The sequence below is a fragment of the Alistipes sp. UBA1686 genome (assembly GCF_002320215.1).
Lineage (GTDB): Bacteria > Bacteroidota > Bacteroidia > Bacteroidales > Rikenellaceae > Alistipes > Alistipes onderdonkii.
The window spans coordinates 54,741-76,233 of the sequence record NZ_DCKA01000007.1; the positions used below are offsets into that span (position 1 = coordinate 54,741).

The window sequence follows — 21,493 nt, forward strand, 5'->3', positions numbered from 1 at the left end:
AACAGAAAGATATTATGGCAAACAAACTTGTTGTTGCTCCCGCACCGCACGTGCAGACTTCGCAGTCGACGGCCAGGATCATGCGCGACGTCGTGATCGCGCTGATGCCCGCACTGGTCGTCTCGATGGTGGTGTTCGGGGTGGACGTGCTGCGTGTCACGGCGCTCAGCGTGGCGTGCTGCGTGTTGTTCGAGTACCTCATCCAGCGGTTCCTCGTCGGCGGCTCGCTGACCATCGGGAACTGGTCGGCCGTGGTGACGGGCGTGCTGCTGGCTTTCAACCTGCCCGCGTCGATTCCCTGGTGGATCGTCGTGATCGGCGCATTCGTCGCCATCGCCATCGCCAAGATGACCTTCGGCGGGCTGGGTAAAAATCCGTTCAACCCCGCGCTGGTGGGGCGTGTGTTCCTGCTGATCGCCTACCCGGTGCAGATGACTTCGTTCCCGATGCCGGCGAACGGAGCCTTCGACGCACTTTCGGGCGCTACGCCGCTGGCGGCCGTGAAACACGGCGCCGCCCCCGACGTGCTCGGTGTGCAGGAACTGCTGCTGGGCAATATGCCCGGCTCGCTGGGCGAGGTGGCGGCATTGGCCCTGATCTGCGGCTACGTATACCTGCTCTGGCGCCGCGTCATCACGTGGCAGATTCCCGTGTCGGTGCTCGGTACGATGGCCGTATTCGCGTTTGTCGTGGCCCTCGCTTCGGGCAGTACCGGGGCGGTGCTGTGGCAGTTCCCGCTGTTCCATGTGCTGGCCGGCGGAGCCCTGCTGGGCGCGATATTCATGGCGACGGATTATTCGACTTCGCCGATGACCGTCCGGGGCGGTGTGATCTTCGGCATCGGTATCGGCGCCATCACGATGTGCATCCGCCTGTGGGGCGCCTATCCCGAGGGTATGTCGTTCGCGATACTGATCATGAACGCCTGTGTGCCCCTGATCAACAAATATGTCAAACCCAAGCGCTTCGGCGTTAAATAGGAGGTGACGCAGTATGAAAAGTACACTTGTGAATATGACGGCCGTACTGTTCGGCATCACGCTCGTGGCTTCGGCCGGTGTGGGCGCCGTGAACATGATTACGGCCGAACCGATCGCCCAGGCCGAGCAGGCGGCGAAGGTCGAGGCGCTGAAGGTCGTGCTTCCGCCGTTCGACCAGACCGTACCCGAAGCGCTGACGATCGACGATATGCCGATCACGGTCTACACCGCAACCAAGGGAGGACAGGTCGCGGGTTACGCCGTGGAGTCGATGACCAAGAACGGTTTCGGCGGCGCGATCAGCATGATGGTGGGCTTCACGCCCGACGGTGAAGTGGTCAACGTCAACGTGCTCAGGCAGGCTGAGACCCCGGGGCTCGGGACGAAGATGGCCGACAAGGAAAATGTGCTGCTGGGGAGCATCCAGGGCAAGAAACTCGAAACGATGAAGCTCGTGGACGGCAAGCTGGCCGTGAAGAAGGACGGCGGCGACGTCGATGCGCTGACGGCCGCGACCATATCCTCGCGCGCCTATGTCGATGCGATCAACCGCGCCTGGATGGCTTACAAGAGCGTAGCGACGGGTACGGCGCCGACAGACGTATCGTCGGGAGCGACTTCTGCGGCCGGAGATTCGGCAGAGGAACAAACCAACGGGCCGGCGGCTCAGGAAGGAGGGCAAAATGAATAAACTGAACATCATTCTGAGCGGCATCGTCAGGAACAACCCGACGTTCGTGCTGGTGCTGGGCATGTGTCCTACGCTGGGTACGACGACCTCGGCCGGGAACGGCATGGGCATGGGGCTGGCGACGATGGCCGTGCTGATCATGTCGAACCTGGTGATCTCGCTCATCAAGAACATCATCCCGGACAAGGTGCGCATCCCGGCGTTCATCGTCGTGATCGCCTCGTTCGTGACCGTGGTCGAAATGCTGATGAAAGCCTACACGCCGCCCCTGTACGAGGCGCTGGGCGTCTTCATCCCGCTGATCGTGGTGAACTGCATCATTCTGGGGCGTGCCGAGGCTTTCGCCTCGAAGAATACGCCGCTGGACTCGGTGCTCGACGGTGTCGGGATCGGTTTGGGCTTTACGCTTTCCCTGACGGCCGTAGGTGCCGTGCGCGAGATCCTGGGCAGCGGCGCGATCTTCGGCATCAGCCTCGGAACGGCCGATTACATGCCGCTGATCTTCGTCCTCGCACCGGGGGCATTCCTGGTGCTGGGGTACCTCATGGTATTGTTTAATAAATTAGCCAAGAAATAGTTATGGAGCTTTCATATTTCGCAATCATCATCGGCGCCATCTTCGTCAACAACGTCGTGCTGGCGCAGTTCCTCGGCATCTGCCCGTTCCTGGGCGTGTCGTCGAAGGTCGAGACCTCGATGGGTATGGGCGCTGCCGTAACGTTCGTCATGGCAATCGCCGCCGTGGTGGCCTGGCTGATCCAGGCTTATGTGCTTGTGCCGCTGGACATCGTCTACATGCAGACGATCGTTTTCATTCTCGTGATCGCCGCGTTGGTGCAGATGGTCGAGATCATGCTCAAGAAACTTTCGCCTTCGTTATATCAGGCACTGGGCATCTTCCTGCCCCTGATCACGACCAACTGCGCCGTGCTGGGCGTGGCGATCCTGATGATCCAGAAAGAGTTCAACCTTTTGCAGAGCGTCACCTACTCGGTGGCTACGGCGCTGGGATTCGCCCTGGCGCTGGTGCTTTTCGCCGGTATCCGCGAGAGGCTCGAATTCGAGGACGTGCCCAAGGCTTTCAGGGGCGTGCCTATCGCGCTGATCACGGCCGGCATCCTCGCCATGGCCTTCATGGGATTCTCGGGGCTGGTATAACGACGTCCCGCAATGCGAAACAGCCACCTTCGGAAATGAGGGTGGCTGTTTTTGTGGAACGGAGGGGGATTGTGGTTACCGGTATATCCGAACCCGGGCGGCGCCGATCACGCCTTCCTGGTCGATGCCGAAGGCGAAGCCGTAGCGGTTGCCGTTTTCAGGCTTGCGGATGAAGACCGGGACGTAATCGGATTCACGGGGCCGTCCGTCGATTGGCAATGGTGTTCGAAGATCCCACGGTTGCAGGGTAAATCCGTTTTCGGCCCGGAAGGTTTGTCGAGGCCGCGAATTTTTACCGGATTTTCTTCCGGATGGATAAAAGTAAGGCGGTCAACTTCGTCGGAGGTCGAAAATTTACCGGAAAGCCTCTCTTGTGTGCCTTTCGCGGGGGTAAATCGGGTGTCCGGCGTTGCGGATGAGGAAAAAATGTGTAATTTAGAATTCCGAAAACTACCGTTCATGCGTCCGAATCTGATACTTTCCCGCCTTTTTGCAGCTGTGTCGGCCATGCTTGCCATGGTGGGGTACGTGTCTGCCGAACCCTATTCCAAAATCCGGTTCGAGCCGATCCCTTCCGACATCCTGCCGTCGAGCGAAGTGCGCAAGCTCTATCAGGATTCCGACGGGTATATCTGGATTCCGACCTATAACGGCCTGGCACGGTATGACGGGTACGGAGTGGTCACTTACGGTATGCACGACGTTTCGGGCGTGGCGTTCAATTCGTTCGTGAATGTCGTGGCCGAAGACCGCGACAAGGTGATCTGGATCGGGACGGAACGCGGGTTGTTCCGGCTCGACAAGAAGACGGGCACGATCTCGGCGACGGGCTGCGAAGCGGTCGACGATTGCAACATTTCGGTCATTATCTGCGATACGGGTAACGGGATATGGGTCGGAAGCGACAAAGGCCTGTTCCGGAAAAATGCCTCGGAACATTATTTCCGTCCGGTTACGATGCGCAATGCCGACGGGAAGCTCGTCACGGACATCACTTCGGTCGTCAAGGATGCCAATTGCAGCCTGTGGGTCGCCTCCTACGGCAGCGGATTGCTGCGCTACGATCTCCGCGAAGAACGTACCTACACGTATGACGACGAAATCCTGCGGCATGCGCATGTCGTCTTCTGCGATGCGGACGGGAATGTCTGGGTGGGCACATGGGGCGCGGGACTGATCCGCCTGATAAACCCCTATGCTCCCGGGCGGATGCAATATGCCCGTTACATGCACCGTGAAGACGACGATACGGCGCTGCTCGACGACATTGTCTATGCCATCGAAGAGGATATTACGCAGAACACGCTGTGGGTGGGAACCCGCAGCGGACTGAGTATCCTGCATGACCCGGATCACCGGCCCTCGTTCCAGAATTTCAAACCCGGCGAGGATGTGGGCGACCTGCCATACAACGAGGTCAATTCGATTATGCGGGCCCGGGACAACCTCATGTGGATCGGGATGCTGGGCGGCGGCGTCTGCAAGATACAGACCGCAGGCATGAAATTCGAATTCAACCGGCTCGATCCGGTGCGTGCCCGCTTCAACACCAGTTCCGTACGGAGTATGTATTACATCGGCGAGGGCGAATATTGGCTCGGGCTGCTCGATTTCGGGCTGATCAGGTATAATACCCGCAGCGGCCGTATCGTCAGCTACCGGGAGCATCCCGACCTGTGTGTGCTGCCTTATACTTCGACCGTCAATGCCATAATCAGGAGGAACGCCACTTCGGAACTGTGCTTTGCGACGTGGAGTTCGGGTGTATGGTGCTACGACGAGAAACGCCATCGCGTGCGCCAGATCAACCGGAATACGCTGCCGCTGTTTGCCGACGACTGCGTGCTCGCGCTGCGGGAGGATCCGGACGGGAATTTGTGGATCGGTTCGAGGTCGGGAATTTATATCGAATCGGCGTCCGGGCAGCTCTCGACGCTCGACATGTGGCTGGGGCGGAAGACGCCCTTCGCATCGACGCGCATATTCGATATCTGCTGCGTCGGCGGCGGGGTCGTATGGATTGCGACCAACGGAGACGGGATCATCCGTGTCGATACGAAAAGACGTGACTGGATCCAGTATCGACGCGGGGCGGGGATGACGGCCGATAACGTCTATTGCCTCGGTACGGACGATGCGGGTAACCTCTGGGCGGGGACGATTGCCGACGGACTGGCGGTATATTCGCCCTCGGAGGATCGTTTCAAGGCGGTCACGGCATTTCCCAACATCGAGAAAAAGGGGATCACCAACATTGCAAGGGATGAGAACGGCCGCATGTGGATTACGACCAACGATGCCGTGTTCTCGTTCTCGCCCGACGAAAACGGTACTCCCGAGCATATCAACACCTATATTATTACGGCAGACCTGCAATCGTTCTTCTTCAACCGCAATGCATCGGCACGTGTCGAATACGGACGCATGGCGTTCGGCGGTTCGAACGGACTGCGCATCTTTACGGGCAACCGCATCCAGCCCCACCAGTCGAAACTTCCGATCGTATTGACCGATTTCCGGGTTCACAACCAGTCCCTGCGTACCATGCCGGAAAAGGAGCGGGAGCATATCAGCTCCCGGGAGATCGACTATGCAGATGAGGTGACGCTGACCCACCGGCAAAACAATTTCTATATCGAATTTTCGATGCTTTCCTATGCCAATCCGAGGGACAACATCTTTAAATACAAGCTGGACGGGTTCGACAAGGAGTACGTATTGGTCGATTCACAGCACCGCTTCGCCTCCTACAACAACCTGCCTGCGGGCATTTATACCTTCCATTTGCAGGCGGCGGGCGGCAACGGTGTCTGGAGCAGCAACGAGCGGGTGCTGAAGGTGCGTATCCTGCCGGCACCCTGGCGCTCGTGGTGGGCCGTGGCGTTCTATCTCGCAGCCCTTGCGGGGGTGGCCTACGGCGCGATCCGCTTCCTGCGCTACCGACTGCGTATGCAGCATGAAATCCGCATTTCGAAATTCGAACGCCGGAAAACCGAGGAGCTGAACCACGCGAAATTGCAGTTCTTTACCAATGTCACCCACGAGCTGATGACGCCCCTGACGATCATCATTACCTCGCTTGACAGCCTGCGCAGCACCTCCACAGACCGGGAGGCGCTCTACAACGTAATCTCGGTCAACGCGACGCGTCTGATGCGCCTCATCCAGCAGATACTCGAATTCCGCAAGGTCGAGAGTGGTAACCTGAAGATCCGGGTTTCGCAAGGCGATGTGGCGGCATTCGTTCGCAAATGTGTCGAGGCATTCGCCCCGCTGGTATCGAAAAAGCGCCTTCGGGTCTACTTCCAGAGTTCTGCCGACCGTATCGAAGGCTGGTTCGATTCCGACAAACTCGATAAGATCGTCTACAACCTGCTTTCCAACGCTGCCAAATACACACCCGACGAAGGGGAAATAAAAATCCGTGTGGGGATGGAAAGCCCCGGTTTTGTCGGTATAATGATCGCCAATAGCGGTGAATGCATGAGCCAGCAGACTATCGACGGGCTTTTCAAGCGCTTCTACGACGGTAATTACCGTAAGTTCCATACCATCGGTACGGGTATCGGGTTGTCGCTGGTGAAGGATCTGACCGATATCCACAAGGGGCATATCCGGGTTTCGAGCAGCGAACGGGAGGGAAATTGTTTCCGGGTCGTATTGCCCATAGGCCGGGACGCCTACTCCGGGGAAGAGGTCGACGAATCGGTGCCAGGGCCCGATTCGGCGGATTTGATGCCGGGATCGGCGGAGTTGCCGTCCATGCGGCCGGACGAGGCGGTTGCCGGAGACGGGCTGATGTATACGATTCTGATCGTGGATGACAACGAGGAACTGCGGGTGCTGGTGTCCAACTTGCTGGCGGCTTATTTCCACATCGAAATGGCATCCGGAGGCGAAGAGGCACTGCAACTTTTGGCCGAAAAACCGGTCGATCTGGTCGTTTCCGACATCATGATGCCCGGGATGGACGGGATCGAGTTGTGCGCCAAGATCAAGGGGACGTTCGAATATTGCCATATCCCTGTCATCCTTCTGACGGCCAAAAATACGGACGACAGCCGTATCGAAGGGTATGACTCGGGGGCTGACGGTTATGTTACCAAGCCGTTCAACTTCAAGCTGCTCCATGCACAGATCGTGAACCAGCTCAGAAAGCAGGAGCGCAAAGGTTCGCATTTCCGCAACCAGCTTGTCTTTGAGATCGAAGCGTTGGAATATACCTCGATGGACGAAGATTTCATGCGCCGGGCGATGGCGTGCGTCAATGCGCATATCGACGACGGTGAATTTTCGCAGGCCGATTTCACACGGGAAATGAACACGTCGCGTACCGTCCTCACCGAGAAACTCAAATCGCTGACCGGGCTTACTCCGACCGCGTTTATGGTCGACATACGGCTGCGCGCGGCTTACCGGTTGCTGGAACAGCAGCGCCACATGCGGATCGCTGACCTGGCTTATGCCGTAGGGTTCAACGACCCGAAGTATTTCAGCACCTGTTTCCGGAAGAAGTTCGGGATCAGCCCCAAGGAATTCATCGAACAACTCGAGGGCAAGGGTGAAAAAATCGTATAACCCGGATATTTTCCGAAGGTGTTTGTGTAATGTGTTGTTATGCATTGTATTGCCTGCATTGTGTCGGTCGGCTGTTGCAGCCGGCCGATTTGCGTCAGAGCCGTTTTACGGTAAAATTTCAACCTCGAAGCCGTCCGGGCAGAGTATTTTCGTATCCGGCAAAAGCCCTTTGGACGGGCTGGCGGAACCGAAAACTAACCTAAAAAACAATGCCATGACATGTTGCAGCCATCCCGGATGAACCGTAGTGTCCGATCCCTTTCCCTTCTTTCCGAATAAACCAACTAAACCCTAACCTATGAAAGCAGATTTCTACAAGAATTACGTGAATTACGTGAGCGCCGTATTCGTCGCGGCGGCGCTGTCCTTCTGTTCCTGTTCCGACGACCGGACGGTCGCGTCCGGCGGTCTGCCTTATAAGTCAATCCGCGTGACCGTCGACGGCGAGACGGTTACGGCGGAGCGGATAGATGATAAAAACCTAGCCCTGAGATTCGATATGGCCGAGGATTTCTCACATGCCCGGATCGACGTCGAGCTCAGCGAGGGCTATTCGGTCATTTTCCCGACGGACGTTACCGCCGCCGACCTGGATACCTATCCGGTGCTGAACTTCCGGGCACCCGACAACCGGATCGTCAAGGTGTGGTTCACGATTTCGTCGAAGGCATTTCCGATTATCGATGCCACGAAGGTGACCGCTTCGGGAATCGGGGGCTGCGTCTCCGTATCGGGCAAGACGCTTACGATCACTTATGAACGGAGTATGGATCGGGGTGAAATCGAACTCGATTTTGCCGAAGGTGCTCTGATGGAGGGGGCTTCGATCGCCTCGTCTACGACGTTCGATTTCACGGAGTCGCTTACCCGGCAACTGAAAGTCGAGATGGATGGCAAAGAGCGCATCTACAACGTCAGGATCGACTATTCGAAAGTGATGGACAAACCGATCGTCTACGGGTTTAGCGAGGTCACGGGCAATTATGTCGACCAGCAACTCTATCCGTTCCTCAATGTCTATAAGGCAACTACGGTCAACAGCGTACCCGTACGCGGTGCGGCAACATCCGAAACCCCATGGAGCTGGGATCCCGGTGCCGGTGACCTGGACGTTTACCTTGCCTTTATCGGCAACTGGGCCGCAAACCGCCCGACCGAAACGATCGAGGGAATCGAATTCGCCTTCGCCACGATCGACATTGACAAGGCGAAAGCCTATATGGTCAGCAACGATGCCCGCTCGGTGGTCATGGACGACGTTGCCTCGCTGGTCGCACTCACGGGGATGATGACCAAGGAGAGCACGATGATTTACTACAATGGGAAAGTGCTCTCCGACCGCAATTCCGAGGGCGACTGGCGCGGAACGGTCGGTTTTTACGAGGACGGGCACATCGAATTCTGGAACGCGGGGATCCGCGACGGCGGACTGGTCAGGATGACCCAATGGGTCGATGAGGCGGGACGCGACGGGTATCTTGCGTCGGGGATTCCGTGGGACGTGGTCTCCGCAGCGTCGGGACATCCGTGGTTGGTACGCGAGGGGCATCTGCTGACCCGCCTGGAGATGTATTGGAACGATTCGGGATGGGAAACGGCCCTGGGCGAAGCCTGGAACGGCACGCGCAGCCGTTCGTACATCGGGCTGACCTATGACAACAAACTCGGTGTCGCCGCCGTGTCCGAGGGGACGGGAACCTGCCAGGCTGCGTGGCTGCTCTACAAGATGGGCTGGAAAGACGTGTTCTACGTGGCCGGAAGCAACTACCTGGATGACGGTTTCACGCCGACGCTCAAGGTGGGCGGAAACGTCGTCGTGGGAAAGGCCGACCAGGCCGCGCAATATGCAATCGCCATAGATGTCAAACAGTAACAACTCGCAAATCATGAAGCAAACCATATATCTGATCGCCGTCTGCCTGATGTTCCCGGCTTTTGCACTTGCCGCCGGCGCGGGAGAGCCGGATGCGGCGGGCTTGCAGGCCATCCAGGGCGGCAGCCGGTCGGTAACGTATAAGGGCCGTGTGGTCGACGAAAGAAGTTCCGTACCGCTCGCCGGTGTCGCCATTGTTGTCAAGGACGCCCCGCAAATCGGTATGACGACCAACTCCGAGGGTGAATTCCGGATCACGATTCCCGTCCGCTATCAACCGCTCGTGTCGGTTTCCTATATTGGCTACCAGCCCCGGGAGTCGGTGCTCGTGGCTGCGGCGGACAATGAAATCCGCCTGAAGGAAGAGGCGCAGGCGCTGGAGGAGGTGCAGGTCATCGCCTACGGGCAACAGAAAAAGGTGTCGGTGACGGGCGCCATCGCCTCGATCAATACCAAAGACCTGCTCAAGTCACCGAGCGGCAGTGCCGGCAGTGCCCTTGCGGGGGCCGTGACAGGCATTTCGTCGGTACAGATTTCCGGACAGCCCGGTGCCGAAGACCCCGACATTTATGTCCGCGGTACGGGATCGCTTTCGAACGAGGCGTCGAAGCCGCTTATCCTGGTGGACGGTGTCGAGCGTTCGTTTTTCCAGATGGACTCGCACGAGATCGAGAGTGTGACCGTCCTCAAGGATGCATCATCGACGGCCGTATTCGGTGTCCGCGGCGCCAATGGCGTCATCCTGGTCACGACACGGCGCGGTACGAAGGGCAAGCCACAGATTTCGTGGAATTCGACCTTCGGACTGACTCAGTCGCTGCGCCACCTGACCGGTGTCGACAGTTATACTTACGCTACGCTCTATTCCGAGGCCCAGCGCTCCGACAATCCCGGCATTAAGGATGACCAGCTCACCTTTTCGCCGTTCGTAACGGAAATGTTCCGCACGAAGGCCGATCCGATCATGTTCCCGGATGTGGACTGGAGCAAATACATCTTCAAGAACGTCGCCTGGCAGACACAGCACAACGCGACCCTGTCGGGCGGCGGTGACCGCATCCGCTATTTCGTGTCGTTGGGTTACCTCGACCAGGACGGTATGATGAAGCGTTTCGACGAGAGTTATGACCCGAATTACAATTATCAGCGCTTCAACTACCGCTCGAACATCGACGTAGACATTACGAATACGACTCAGTTGAAAGTCAATATCGGCGGGCGCGTGAGCGACAAACGAGAACCGCTGACCTATTCGCTCTGGCAGAATATCATGTGGTGTACGCCGTTCGCAAGTCCGGGTTTCGTCGACGGGAAGTACATCTACAATTACAAGAACAACTACATCCCACTTACGGAACTCACGAGCGGGCTGGACTGCTACTACAACTGGGGTTACCGCAAAACGACCCAGAATGAACTGAACCTCGACCTTGCGCTTTCCCAGAACCTCGATGTGATTACCAAGGGATTGACCCTCAATGTGAAGGGAGCGTACAATACTTCCTACTATCTGGCGACCAAACGCGCGCCGACCGGTACGAACAGTTCCTATACGCCGATTTATCTGGGGTCGATCACCCAACCCGGAATGGATGTTTCAGACCCGCGGTTCGACAATACGATCGTCTACCAGACCGACGGCGTGACGGGTATGCGCGAGCCGATGACCTATGGTGAGGACGGGTCGGGCAAATTACGCAACTGGTATGTCGAGGCGAGCCTCAATTATCAGCGTACGTTCGGCGACCATGCGGTGTCGGCACTGTTGCTTTACAACCAGTCGAAGACCTACTACCCGGGCCAGTATACCGACATCCCGACCGCCTATGTGGGGTATGTGGGGCGTTTGACCTATGCCTACAAGAACCGCTACCTGGTCGATTTCAACGCCGGTTACAACGGCTCCGAGAATTTCGCCCCCAAAAAGCGCTACGGGTTCTTCCCTGCAGGTTCCGTGGGTTGGATCGTCTCCGAGGAGAATTTCATGAAGAACCAGCAAACCGTCGACTTCCTGAAGCTGAGGGCCTCGTTCGGACTGGTCGGGAACGACAAGTACAGCGGTGCCCGTTTCCTCTACCTCGACGGCTCGTGGACGGGCAACCATGCCGTATGGCAGAACGGCTACGGCAGCTACCAGTTCGGTATGGGCGGAAGTATGACGATGCTGCCCGATGCGGTCGAAAATACGGTCGGGAACTCCGAGGTGACGTGGGAAAAAGTACGCAAGCAGAACTATGGCATCGACCTCAAAATGTTCGGTGCGCGCCTCAGCCTGACGGCCGACTACTTCTTCGAACACCGCTACGACATTCTTTCGACCCGCAATACGCTGCCGTCGATCGTCGCCATCGAGCTGCCGCTGATCAATCTGGGAGAGGTCGATAACCGGGGCTATGAAATCTCACTGGGCTGGAATTCGCGTACCGAGAAGATCGACTGGTGGGTACAGGGCAACGTCTCCTACTCGAAGAACAAGATTATTTTTATGGACGAAGTCATGCCCAACTATCCGTGGATGGCTCAGACCGGACGCAGCACGGGACTGAACTACGGGTACAGGTTCGACCGTTTCCTGCAAGCCGATGACTTCGATGCCGACGGGGCCCTGAAGACCGACGGCGAGGGGAAGCCGCTGCTACCCGTCATGTCGCTGGGATCACCCCGCCCAGGCGACGCGCTCTTTAAAGACCTCAACGGGGACGGCAAGATCGACGGCAACGACAAGACCTACTTCGGTTACAGTCAGCGTCCGGACTACGTGCTCGGCCTGCTGGGCGGATTCCGGTACAAGAATTTCGAAATTTCGATGCAGTGGACGGCCGGCCTGCATGCCTCGCGTATGCTCAGCGGCGAATACCGTAATGCTTTCGGCAGTACAAACGGCCGTGCGCTGCTCAAATTCCTGGCCGACGGGCGTTGGACGCCCGAGAACCCCGATGCGCGTTTTCCACGGCTGACCTTCCTCAACAAGTCGCACTACCTGGAGGATTCCGACCTGTGGCTGATGGACGGCTCGTACCTGCGGCTGAAGGTTGCCGAAATAGGTTATACGTTCAGGGATATTCCGGCATTCCGGAAGGTCGGCGTCAAGTCGCTGAAGGTTTATTTCAGCGGGTACAACCTGTTGACGCTTTTCTCGGATCTCAACGACATCGATATCGACCCCGAGGGGGCGACGAGCGGTTCGAATATCGATTCCTACCCGAACGTGCGCATTTTCAACTTCGGTGTTAACATCACATTCTAATCGACACTCCACTATGAAAAAGACGATAATATCCATTCTGATCTTGGGCGGTTTCGTGTCGGGACTGACCAATTGCAGCGACCTGAAATTCGGGGACGGGTTCCTGGAGAAAGCGCCCGGCGGCGATGTGACCGTCGACACGATCTTCTCGTCGAAGCTCTATGCCGACCGGGCCCTCAATTCGGCCTATGCCACGTTGCGCTGCGGGCTCACGATGCACAATCCCAGCGTTAACGGCGGGTCGTACGAACACCAGAATGCCGGTAACAAACTGGCATGGGACAACCTCGATGCCCTGACCGATATCATCAGCACGCATTGTTCGTGGGGCGGCGTTTACAGCATGTATTACGGGGGCGCATACGACGCCGAGACCGAGAATGAGTCGAGTGGTACGAAGATGGGGTTTAACCCCGAGCAGGACGTGACGTGGACGGGTATCCGCAAGGCGTTCCTCTACATCGAGAATGTTGACCGTGTGCCCGATATGAGCGAGGCGGAAAAGATTCGGCGCAAGGGCGAGGCCCGAATGGTCATTGCGTGCCAGTACCACGAATTGCTGCGCCACTTCGGTGGGGTTCCCCTGCTCAAGACAGCCGTCGAGGCGGGTAAGGAGGCCGATATAGACTATTCGCGCCGGACTTTCGAAGAGACGGTCGAATACATCGTCGCGCTGTGCGAACAGGCTGCCCGGGAGCTCCCATGGACGGTCGACCCGGCCGATGACGGGCGTTTTACGAAAGCTTCGGCGCTGGCGCTCAAGATTCGTGTGCTGCTCTATGCGGCCAGCCCCTTGTTCAATGCGAACCAGCCTTATGCCGAGCCGCAACAACCGGTACTGGGCAATATCGGCAAGATCGCCGAGGAGAGTGTCCGTAAAGTGGCATGGTACGGCAATTACGATGCCCAGCGCTGGAACCGCGTGGTTACGGCTTGCGAAGAGTTCATCACGGAGAATGCCAACAACGGCAATCCCTATAAACTCGTCGAGGCGACCGAAAAGACGGCCGAAGGTTACGGAAAGGCATTCGGTGCATGCTATGCAGACCGTTACAACGGCGAAATACTGATTGCCACCGGGCGGTCGAAGCGTACCTACGGCGATACTTACCATGCCTATTACTTCGGCATTTCGACCGATTTCAACGGCGCGAACGCCCAGGGGTACGGCGGTGGCTGCGTGACGCTTAACTATGTCGATAAATTCCCTTTCTCGAACGGGGAACCGGCGCCTTATGCCGAATGGATCCGGACGCACAATTCGGCCGGAACGGTGACGGACAATCCTTTCTCGAACCGGGATCCGCGCCTCTACCAGTCGGTGATGGTGCCCGGCGGCCCGTTCCGCGACCGTGTGGCCCAGATGTGGGAAGGCGGTGGCAGCGAGGATTTGGTGAACTATGCCAAGGATCGGGCCGCAACGGGTTTCTGCAACCGTAAATACCTCTGGGACTATAACCGTGCGACGTTCTACGACAAACCGATGAACTATTCCTATATGCGCCTGGCCGAGGTTTACCTGGCCTATGCCGAGGCACTGAACGAGACGGGGCGCAAGGACGAGGCCTGCAAGTGGCTCGACAAAACCCGCAACCGCGTGGGGCTGCCCTCCATGACCGACGAATTGCTGCACCGCCTGCACCGCGACAAGGTGCTGCCGTCCTATCCCGAATGTGCGCTTGCCGGGGATGCCGAGCTGCGCGAGGAGATACTCGACGAGCGGGCCCGGGAATTCGCCTTCGAGGAGATTCGTTGGTTCGACATCGTGCGCTGGAAACGTGCCGATATTTTCCGGCAGACGCTTTACGGGATCAGGGTGACGATCCTGGACGGAACGGATTCCTCGAATTTCCGGTTCAATTTCTCTGAGCCGGTTCCCGAAACCGACCGCGCCTGGAAGAACAGCTTTGATCCGAAGTGGTATCTGAGTGCCTTTCCTTCGAACGAAGTCAACAAGGGGTACGGCCTGACTCAGAATGCCGGATGGTAGACATACATGGTTAAACAAACAGAGAGCATACAATGAAAAAGATATCAATCATACTGCTGTTCCTGACTGCCGTTTGCCCGCTGGCACAGGCGCAGCGCGTCAAGGTGTATGTGACCGATGCATGGGACAAGCCGCTGGGCGAGGTTGCCGTGACGCTCGGCCGCGGGCGAACCCCCGTGGCGGTTACGGGCGCCGACGGCATGGCCGAGGTCGATGCCGGGGAGGGTGACCGCATGACGCTTACCCTTCTGAACCGCATGAGCCGCACGGTAGCCGTCAGCGGTGGCGAGATGCATATCCGTCTGACGGACGATGACGTGCTGTTCGACGTGGGCTATGACGAGCGCATCCGCAAAGGCTCCGCGTCGGCATCGCTCGCCGGCGCTACGGCACGTGAGATCGAAGCGGGCGGCCGTACCGACCTGATGAGCAACCTTTACGGCCTGATTCCGGGACTTGGCGTGCGCCAGGGCGAGAACCTGCCGTGGGACTCGGCGCCCGACCTGAATGTGCGCGGCGTCGGTTCGTTCGGCGGGAACAGTGTGGTCGTACTGGTCGACGGCATCGAACGCGATGCGGCCTGCCTGGATCGGGAGGAAGTGGAGCACATCACCGTGCTGAAGGACGCCGCATCGCTGGCACTCTACGGTAACCGGGGCGCCGACGGTATCGTCGCCATTACGACCCGGCGCGGCGGCGACCACGGCCTGCGTACCCGTATCGACTACAATTTCAGTGTGCAGACCCCGTTCCGGATTCCCGATATGGCCGATGCCGCGACCTATGCGACGGCTGTCAACGAGGCGTTGGAAAACGACGGGCTCGCACCCCGCTATACGCAGCGCGACATCCGTTCGATGGTGCGGGGGGAGCGCACCGATGTACTGCCCAATGTCGACTGGCGGAAGGCCGTGCTCCGCAATGCGGGTTTCAACCACGACCTGAATCTCTCGTTCGACGGGAGCGGCGGCAGTATGCGCTATTTCGTGCTGGCCAACTACAACTCCAACCGCGGGTTCCTGGATAATACCGACCTGAACGACGGCTATTCGACCCAGGTCGAGATGTACTCCCTCAAGCTGCGTTCGAATCTCGAGGCCGCGATCACGAAAACCACGACTGCACGGATGAACCTGATGGGGCGGCTGATGCAATACCAACTGCCAAATGCGGGCGTCGCGCTCGACGATATGTACGACACGCCGTCGGCAGCGTTCCCGATCCGGGTTCCCGGCGGGGGCTGGGCCCGCAGCCAGCTGTTCGCCAATCCCCTGGCCGACAAGACCGCGGGCGGGTACAACACGCTGCTGCAACGTACGCTGTTCGCCGACCTGACGATCGATCAGGACTTGTCGGCACTAACCCCGGGACTTTCGGTACAGGTGCGTGTCGCCTATGACAATTCCGCGGAGATTACCGATGCGCACTCACGCAAATACGCCTATTCGAATACCTCGACGGTCTTCGATGCGGACGGCAATGCCGCTTCCCTGGCATTCGTTCCGCAGGGGAACGATACCGAACTGGCATTCGACAGCTTCCTTTCCTATTCGGTCATGCGGGCGTCGGTGTGGGCCAAGGTGCTCTACGACCGTTCTTTCGGAAAACATACGGTGACGGGGCGCCTGATTTTCAGCGAGAACAAATCCCGTTACCGCGGAGCCAACAATACGTACATGTACCGTGACTATATTGCCAGCGCCGGCTACAATTACGACGACCGCTACGTGGTCAATGCCGTCGCTACTTACGGCGGGAGCAGCCGTATGCCCTACGGGGACAAGTACCGCTTCTATCCTGCCGTGTCGGGCGCATGGATCATCTCGAACGAGGCGTTCCTGCGTGACAGCCGTGTCGTCGACCTGCTGAAACTGCGCGCGTCGTTCGGCATTGTGGGTATGGACGCGCGATTGTCGTATGACATGGACAAGCAGTTCAACGGCCCGGGCAACAGTTATATTTTTGCCGGGATCACTTCGTCGAACAGCCTCGCGCAAGGGGCGTTGCCGTCTGCGGGGATCGAACCCGAACGCGACTATAAAACCAATGTCGGGTTGGAACTCAGCCTGCTGGGAAGCCTGAGCGTCGAGGTGGATTTCTTCCGCAACATGCGTCATAACATCCGGACGTCGGCCGCGGGTACCGTTTCCAGCGTGCTGGGAGTCGGCGTGCCCGACGTCTTTACCGGTAAGGTGCGCAACTATGGCGGGGAATTGGCTGTGGGATGGCGCCGCCGCACAGGCGACTTCGGATATGCCGTGCGGGGGAATATCGCCTATGCCCGCAATAAGATACTCAACAAGGAAGAGGAATACAAACCTTTTGACTATATGCGTATTACAGGGCAGCCGGTAGGGACGTTCTACGGATTGGTGGCCGATGGGATGTACCAGGACGGCGATTTCAATGCCGACGGTTCGCTCCGGGAGGGGCTTCCTGTCTCCTCGTACCAGAATACGGTACGCCCGGGCGACGTGAAATACCGCGACCTGAACCGCGATGGCAGGATCGACGACTACGACCGCACCTACCAGCTCTATGCCGCGGTGCCCGAGATTTATTACGGCTTCAGCGTCGAGCTGAAATACAGGGGCTTCGGTGTCAGCGCCTATTTCCAGGGTGTCGCCCATTCGACGCTGGAGACGACGCTGTCGAGCATCTACCAGCCGCTGTACGGCAACGACCGCAACGTTTCGGAGTACTATATGGAGCACCGCTGGTCACGCTTCAATACCGAAGGCCGCTATCCGCGCCTGACCACATTGGCAAACGGGAATAACTACACGCAAAGTTCACTATGGACGGAAAACGGCAATTTCCTGAAATTGCGTACATTGCAGGCTTACTACAAATTGCCGTCGAAGATTGCCCGCAAACTGCGTATGCGCGAATGCAGCTTCTATTTCCGCGGCCTGAACCTTTTCTCGGCCGACCATGTCGGTATTCTCGATCCGGAATACGTCAGCACGGGGTATCCCTCGTCACGCAGCTACCAGATCGGCCTGAATGTCATATTCTAAATACGCCACAACGATGAAAAAATACCTGATCCTATTAGCCGGATGCACGCTCCTGATGGCTGCGTGCAGCGATTTCCTGGAACTCGACGAGTCGGTGTACCAGACGACGAAATATCAATTCTCGACCTTCGACCGCGTGAAGCAGAGTGCGACGAACGTCTACTCGTATGTGCAGGAAGGGTTGCTGGATGTCGAAGGTACGATGATCGACGCTGCGACCGACGATGCGGTATACGCCTGGTCTACGGGCGGTATCAAACGCTTTTACGACGGGAGCTGGAACGGTACGAATCTGATCGACGACCGCTGGGCTTCGCTCTATTCGGCTATTGCCGCGGCCAACTATTTCCTCGACAACTGCCCGGATGATTTTCCCGAGGCACAGTATCAGGACAATTACAAGACGAATCTGGCGGAGCTCAAGAACTATCCGTTCGAAGTGAGGGCCCTGCGTGCCTATTTCCATTTCGAATTGCTCCGGCGCTATAACCGGATCGTGATCGGTGACCGTTCGTTCACGATGCAGGAGGTCAATACGCTCGTTCCGGTCTCGTACGACGATGCCGCCGGATGGATCGTCTCGGAATGCGATGCCGTAATCCCGTCGTTGCCCAAGACCTATCTGGGGACGGAAAAGGGTGAAGTCGCCCGTGTGACAAAGGGCATGGCGATGGCGCTCAAGGCGCGTATGCTGCTATATGCCGCCAGTCCGCTCAACAACCCCGGCGGTGATGCAGGCCGTTACCTGGAAGCCGCGGCCGCGGCCAAGGAGCTCATAGATGCCGGTATTTACAAGCTTGTCAGCGAGGAAACCACGAACAATGCCGATGCGCAGGGACTGATCTTCGGCAAGTGGTGCCCGGTGAGCAGCGATTTCGAGGCGGCCAATTTCCCGGTAGGCTTCGAAGGCGGGAATTCGGGCGTCTGCCCGTCGCAGAACCTCGCCGAGGCATTCGATATGGCGACGGGCGAACCGTTCGACTGGAACGACGAGTCGATGCGGTCGCGGATGTTCATTGCGTCGGCACGCGATCCGCGCTTTGCCAGGACGCTGATATACAACGGGGCGACGTTCAAGGGACAGCCCGTCCAGTCGTATGTCGGCGGCCGTAATGGCCGGCCGCTCGACGGTGCTACACCGACTTCGTACTACCTGCGCAAACACATTGTCGAGGCGACGAGTTTCGTGACGGGCAGCGAGATGAGTTATCAGCACATCTTTCCCTTCTTCCGTTATGCCGAGGTGTTGCTGAACTATGCCGAGGCATTGGCTGCCGCTACGCAGAACCCCGATTTTACGGGCATGAAGGGGGAGGTGGAGTATACGCTCTCACCACGCGAGGCGCTCAATGCAGTCCGTGCCCGGTACAATATGCCGGGGATTACGGAAACGGATTATGCGGCCTTCGTGAAGCGTCTGCGCAACGAGCGTCGTGTGGAACTGGCCTTCGAGGGGCATCGTTTCTGGGACATCCGCCGCTGGAAGATCGGTGCCGAAACGACGAAGGTTTATGGGCTTACGATTACTCCGCAGAACGATGGCTCGTTCAGCTATATGCGGTCGGTGATCCAGCAGCGCGGCTGGGAGGACAGGATGAATTTCTATCCGATTGCGGATGCCGAGCTTTTCAAAAATCACAACCTCGTCCAAAACGACGGTTGGAAATAGTCAAACCGATAAAAATACGATACGATGAAAAACAAGATTTGGGCGACATTCGCGTTTGCGGCGATCTTCTGTTCGGCATCCTGCGCCGAGGACGATACGTTTGCCTTCAATCCCGATTACAACACTCAGGACGGGTATACTCCTGACGGGATCGCCTCTTGGCCGCAGGCTATCTTCTGCTTCGACGACAACCGCTGTACGGAGGTGGAAATGGCTCCCAGCCAGGCTGCCCTGCGGGGGATCGAAACATCCGGCAACCGGGCGACGGCGCTCGCATTCGCCTCGCAGGACAACCTCTCGTTTACGAACACCTCCACCGGGGCGCACTCGACCGAGTATATCCTGCGTGTGGAGGATATCGACGCCGAAATCCCTGCGATCTGGATGCAATGCGCGACGCGGCAGCAGATAAGCAAGGGTTTTACGCTCAAACCGCTTACCTCGTCCGTGAAGGTGGTACTGGTAAATGCCCCCGATACGCTGCGATCCGTCGTACTCACCCTTCCGCGTATGACCGATGCGCTTTACATCGCTTCGGGAAAGACCGAACCTTTCGGTGAGGCGCTGGAAAAACAGGTCGAGGTAGGCCGCGCGGGGGCGGAGTTCAACATCTTCCCGATGGCCCGGCAGACAGCGGCCTGGAAATTGGGGTTCAAGGTCAGGTTCCCCAATTCGGAAGCAGATGGTTACATGATGCTGCGGGAGGGTGTCGCTGCAGGGCAGACGATCGACCTGGAGATAGACTTCTCGAAACTGGAAGAGGAGTTCACGTACGATGTGGCTTACCGCGTTGCGGCCTACGGTGAACAGGGCGGTGAATTGACGAAGGGCGAATTCTTCCCGGTGCTGCCGGGCGATGACAAGTTCAGGGACGCGAATCCCTATTACAACGTATACGTGCTCAAGGATCGCCGCTGGCAGACCGTCGAGGTGCGCAATGCCCTTTGTTCCGATTCCCCGAACCATCACGAGGAAATATGGAATGACTGGGACAACTCCAAGAAACTGCGCGATACGATGTGTTATGCGCTCTTTACCCACGATTTTGCGGATGCCGTGCGTGTGAAGGTCGAAAAACGCAGCGGATTTTCGCGTGTGGCCGTACGTCCGTCGGCGTACGGGATTACGACCAAGGAGAGCGCCAGCAGCAATACGGTCGAATTCACGCTTCCGGCGTATGAGAAACGCAAGGTGTCGGTCGAGTTCGACGGCGACCGCTACCACAACCTGTTCCTCATGCCGAGCCGTCCCGATACACGGAAGCCTGCGGTGTCGGGCGGCAATGTGAGCTACTATGGCCCCGGTGAGCATACGGAAGGCATTATCGTCCTGACCGAGGGGCAAACGCTCTATGTCGACGAAGGGGCGGTGCTCTATCCGCAGAACATACAGGTCAGGGGCAACGGCGTGACGATTGCAGGCCGGGGCGTCATCTCCGGCGAGAAGATGCGCCATTGGGGCGAGGAGTTTTCCAACGCCGATGTGATGATCGACGTGCAGGGGAACAAACACGAGGGCGGCTATACGGACTTCCGGATCGAAGGCGTTACGATGATCGATGCCCCGAGTTGGTGCCTGCGCGTCATGAATACCGATAACGTGGCCATTGAAAACATCAATATGATCCACTGGGATCTCAACGGCGACGGTATCGACCTGTGTACGGTCACCGGGGCCACGATCAACGATTGCATGTTGCGTGCTTACGACGATTGCATCACGCTCAAGGTGCGTTCCAATGCCGATCCCTATGGCAATGTCCACGACATCAGGATCACCAACTGTATCATCTGGGGCGACTATGCCCGCGGCATCGTCGTGGGCCCCGAGTGCGGCAACGTATGGTGGGCATCGGGCGATATCCGCAATATCGAGATCCGCAACTGTACCGTGCTGGAGGCTGCCCGCGGACAGGCGCTCGCCATTATGCAGGAACTGGGCGATTTTTCGGAGGCCGGAGGGCCGGCGCTGATCGACAACGTGCTCTTCGAAGACTGCGTGGTGGACAATATCCATTCTTCGGGCACCCCGATCTATACCAGCCAGGTCAACAAAGGCGAGTCCTGCGAGATGAAGAATGTGGTCTTCCGCAATGTGACGATCCTCGACGGGCTCGGGTGCCAGCCCTCGCAGGTAAATGTCAACAATACCTATACGAGTATAGATTTCGACAACCTGATCTATAATTCGCGCAAGATCACCTCCTTCGGCAAGGAGATCGTCCTGAAAGATGCTTCGAGCGAGCCTTGGGAACACACCTGGATATCGTTCAAATAGTACATTCAAT

Annotated in this window: 12 protein-coding genes; 11 read left to right on the forward strand and 1 reads right to left on the reverse strand. The window is 57.9% G+C overall.

Annotated elements, in window-relative coordinates; genetic code table 11:
* Positions 1 to 14 precede the first annotated feature (14 nt).
* Genes B3C38_RS01840 through rsxA form a run of 4 tightly spaced genes read left to right on the forward strand, consistent with a single transcriptional unit; the run spans position 15 to position 2,829 of the window.
* Positions 15 to 980 carry an RnfABCDGE type electron transport complex subunit D gene (locus B3C38_RS01840; RefSeq protein ID WP_286724747.1) on the forward strand — a complete coding sequence of 322 codons (966 nt, stop codon included), beginning with the start codon at positions 15 to 17 and terminating at the stop codon, positions 978 to 980.
* 13 nt (positions 981 to 993) lie between these two features.
* Positions 994 to 1,671, forward strand: coding sequence for an RnfABCDGE type electron transport complex subunit G (locus B3C38_RS01845; RefSeq protein WP_229107396.1), 678 nt, complete (start codon positions 994 to 996; stop codon positions 1,669 to 1,671).
* On the forward strand, positions 1,664 to 2,248 hold the full coding sequence (locus B3C38_RS01850; RefSeq protein ID WP_018695001.1) for an RnfABCDGE type electron transport complex subunit E: 585 nt from the start codon (positions 1,664 to 1,666) through the stop codon (positions 2,246 to 2,248). The genes B3C38_RS01845 and B3C38_RS01850 overlap by 8 nt, the downstream gene beginning before the upstream one ends.
* 2 nt (positions 2,249 to 2,250) lie before the next feature.
* Positions 2,251 to 2,829, forward strand: a complete 579-nt coding sequence (rsxA, locus tag B3C38_RS01855; protein ID WP_022333297.1) for an electron transport complex subunit RsxA — start codon at positions 2,251 to 2,253, stop codon at positions 2,827 to 2,829.
* A 75-nt stretch (positions 2,830 to 2,904) separates the two neighbouring features.
* Here the strand turns inward: rsxA and B3C38_RS01860 are convergent, their stop codons facing one another.
* Positions 2,905 to 3,048, reverse strand: coding sequence for a hypothetical protein (locus B3C38_RS01860; protein ID WP_193759115.1), 144 nt, complete (start codon positions 3,046 to 3,048; stop codon positions 2,905 to 2,907).
* A 240-nt stretch (positions 3,049 to 3,288) separates the two neighbouring features.
* Between B3C38_RS01860 and B3C38_RS01865 the strand changes: the two genes are divergently transcribed.
* From B3C38_RS01865 to B3C38_RS01895, 7 genes are all read left to right on the forward strand, one after another.
* Complete coding sequence (locus tag B3C38_RS01865; protein WP_276792128.1) at positions 3,289 to 7,407, forward strand: hybrid sensor histidine kinase/response regulator transcription factor; 4,119 nt, start codon at positions 3,289 to 3,291, stop codon at positions 7,405 to 7,407.
* A gap of 298 nt (positions 7,408 to 7,705) precedes the next feature.
* Positions 7,706 to 9,280, forward strand: coding sequence for a hypothetical protein (locus tag B3C38_RS01870; RefSeq protein WP_195665536.1), 1,575 nt, complete (start codon positions 7,706 to 7,708; stop codon positions 9,278 to 9,280).
* A gap of 13 nt (positions 9,281 to 9,293) precedes the next feature.
* Positions 9,294 to 12,527 carry a SusC/RagA family TonB-linked outer membrane protein gene (locus tag B3C38_RS01875; protein ID WP_286724766.1) on the forward strand — a complete coding sequence of 1,078 codons (3,234 nt, stop codon included), beginning with the start codon at positions 9,294 to 9,296 and terminating at the stop codon, positions 12,525 to 12,527.
* A 13-nt stretch (positions 12,528 to 12,540) separates the two neighbouring features.
* Positions 12,541 to 14,517 (forward strand): RagB/SusD family nutrient uptake outer membrane protein, encoded by a 1,977-nt coding sequence (locus B3C38_RS01880; RefSeq protein ID WP_022333300.1) that lies wholly within the window; start codon positions 12,541 to 12,543, stop codon positions 14,515 to 14,517.
* 32 nt (positions 14,518 to 14,549) lie between these two features.
* On the forward strand, positions 14,550 to 17,537 hold the full coding sequence (locus B3C38_RS01885; RefSeq protein WP_022333301.1) for a SusC/RagA family TonB-linked outer membrane protein: 2,988 nt from the start codon (positions 14,550 to 14,552) through the stop codon (positions 17,535 to 17,537).
* Between the two features lie 13 nt (positions 17,538 to 17,550).
* Positions 17,551 to 19,206 (forward strand): RagB/SusD family nutrient uptake outer membrane protein, encoded by a 1,656-nt coding sequence (locus B3C38_RS01890; protein ID WP_256166339.1) that lies wholly within the window; start codon positions 17,551 to 17,553, stop codon positions 19,204 to 19,206.
* Between the two features lie 24 nt (positions 19,207 to 19,230).
* A complete protein-coding gene (locus B3C38_RS01895) occupies positions 19,231 to 21,483 on the forward strand; it encodes a glycosyl hydrolase family 28 protein (RefSeq protein WP_022333303.1) in 2,253 nt (750 codons plus the stop codon).
* Positions 21,484 to 21,493 lie beyond the last annotated feature (10 nt).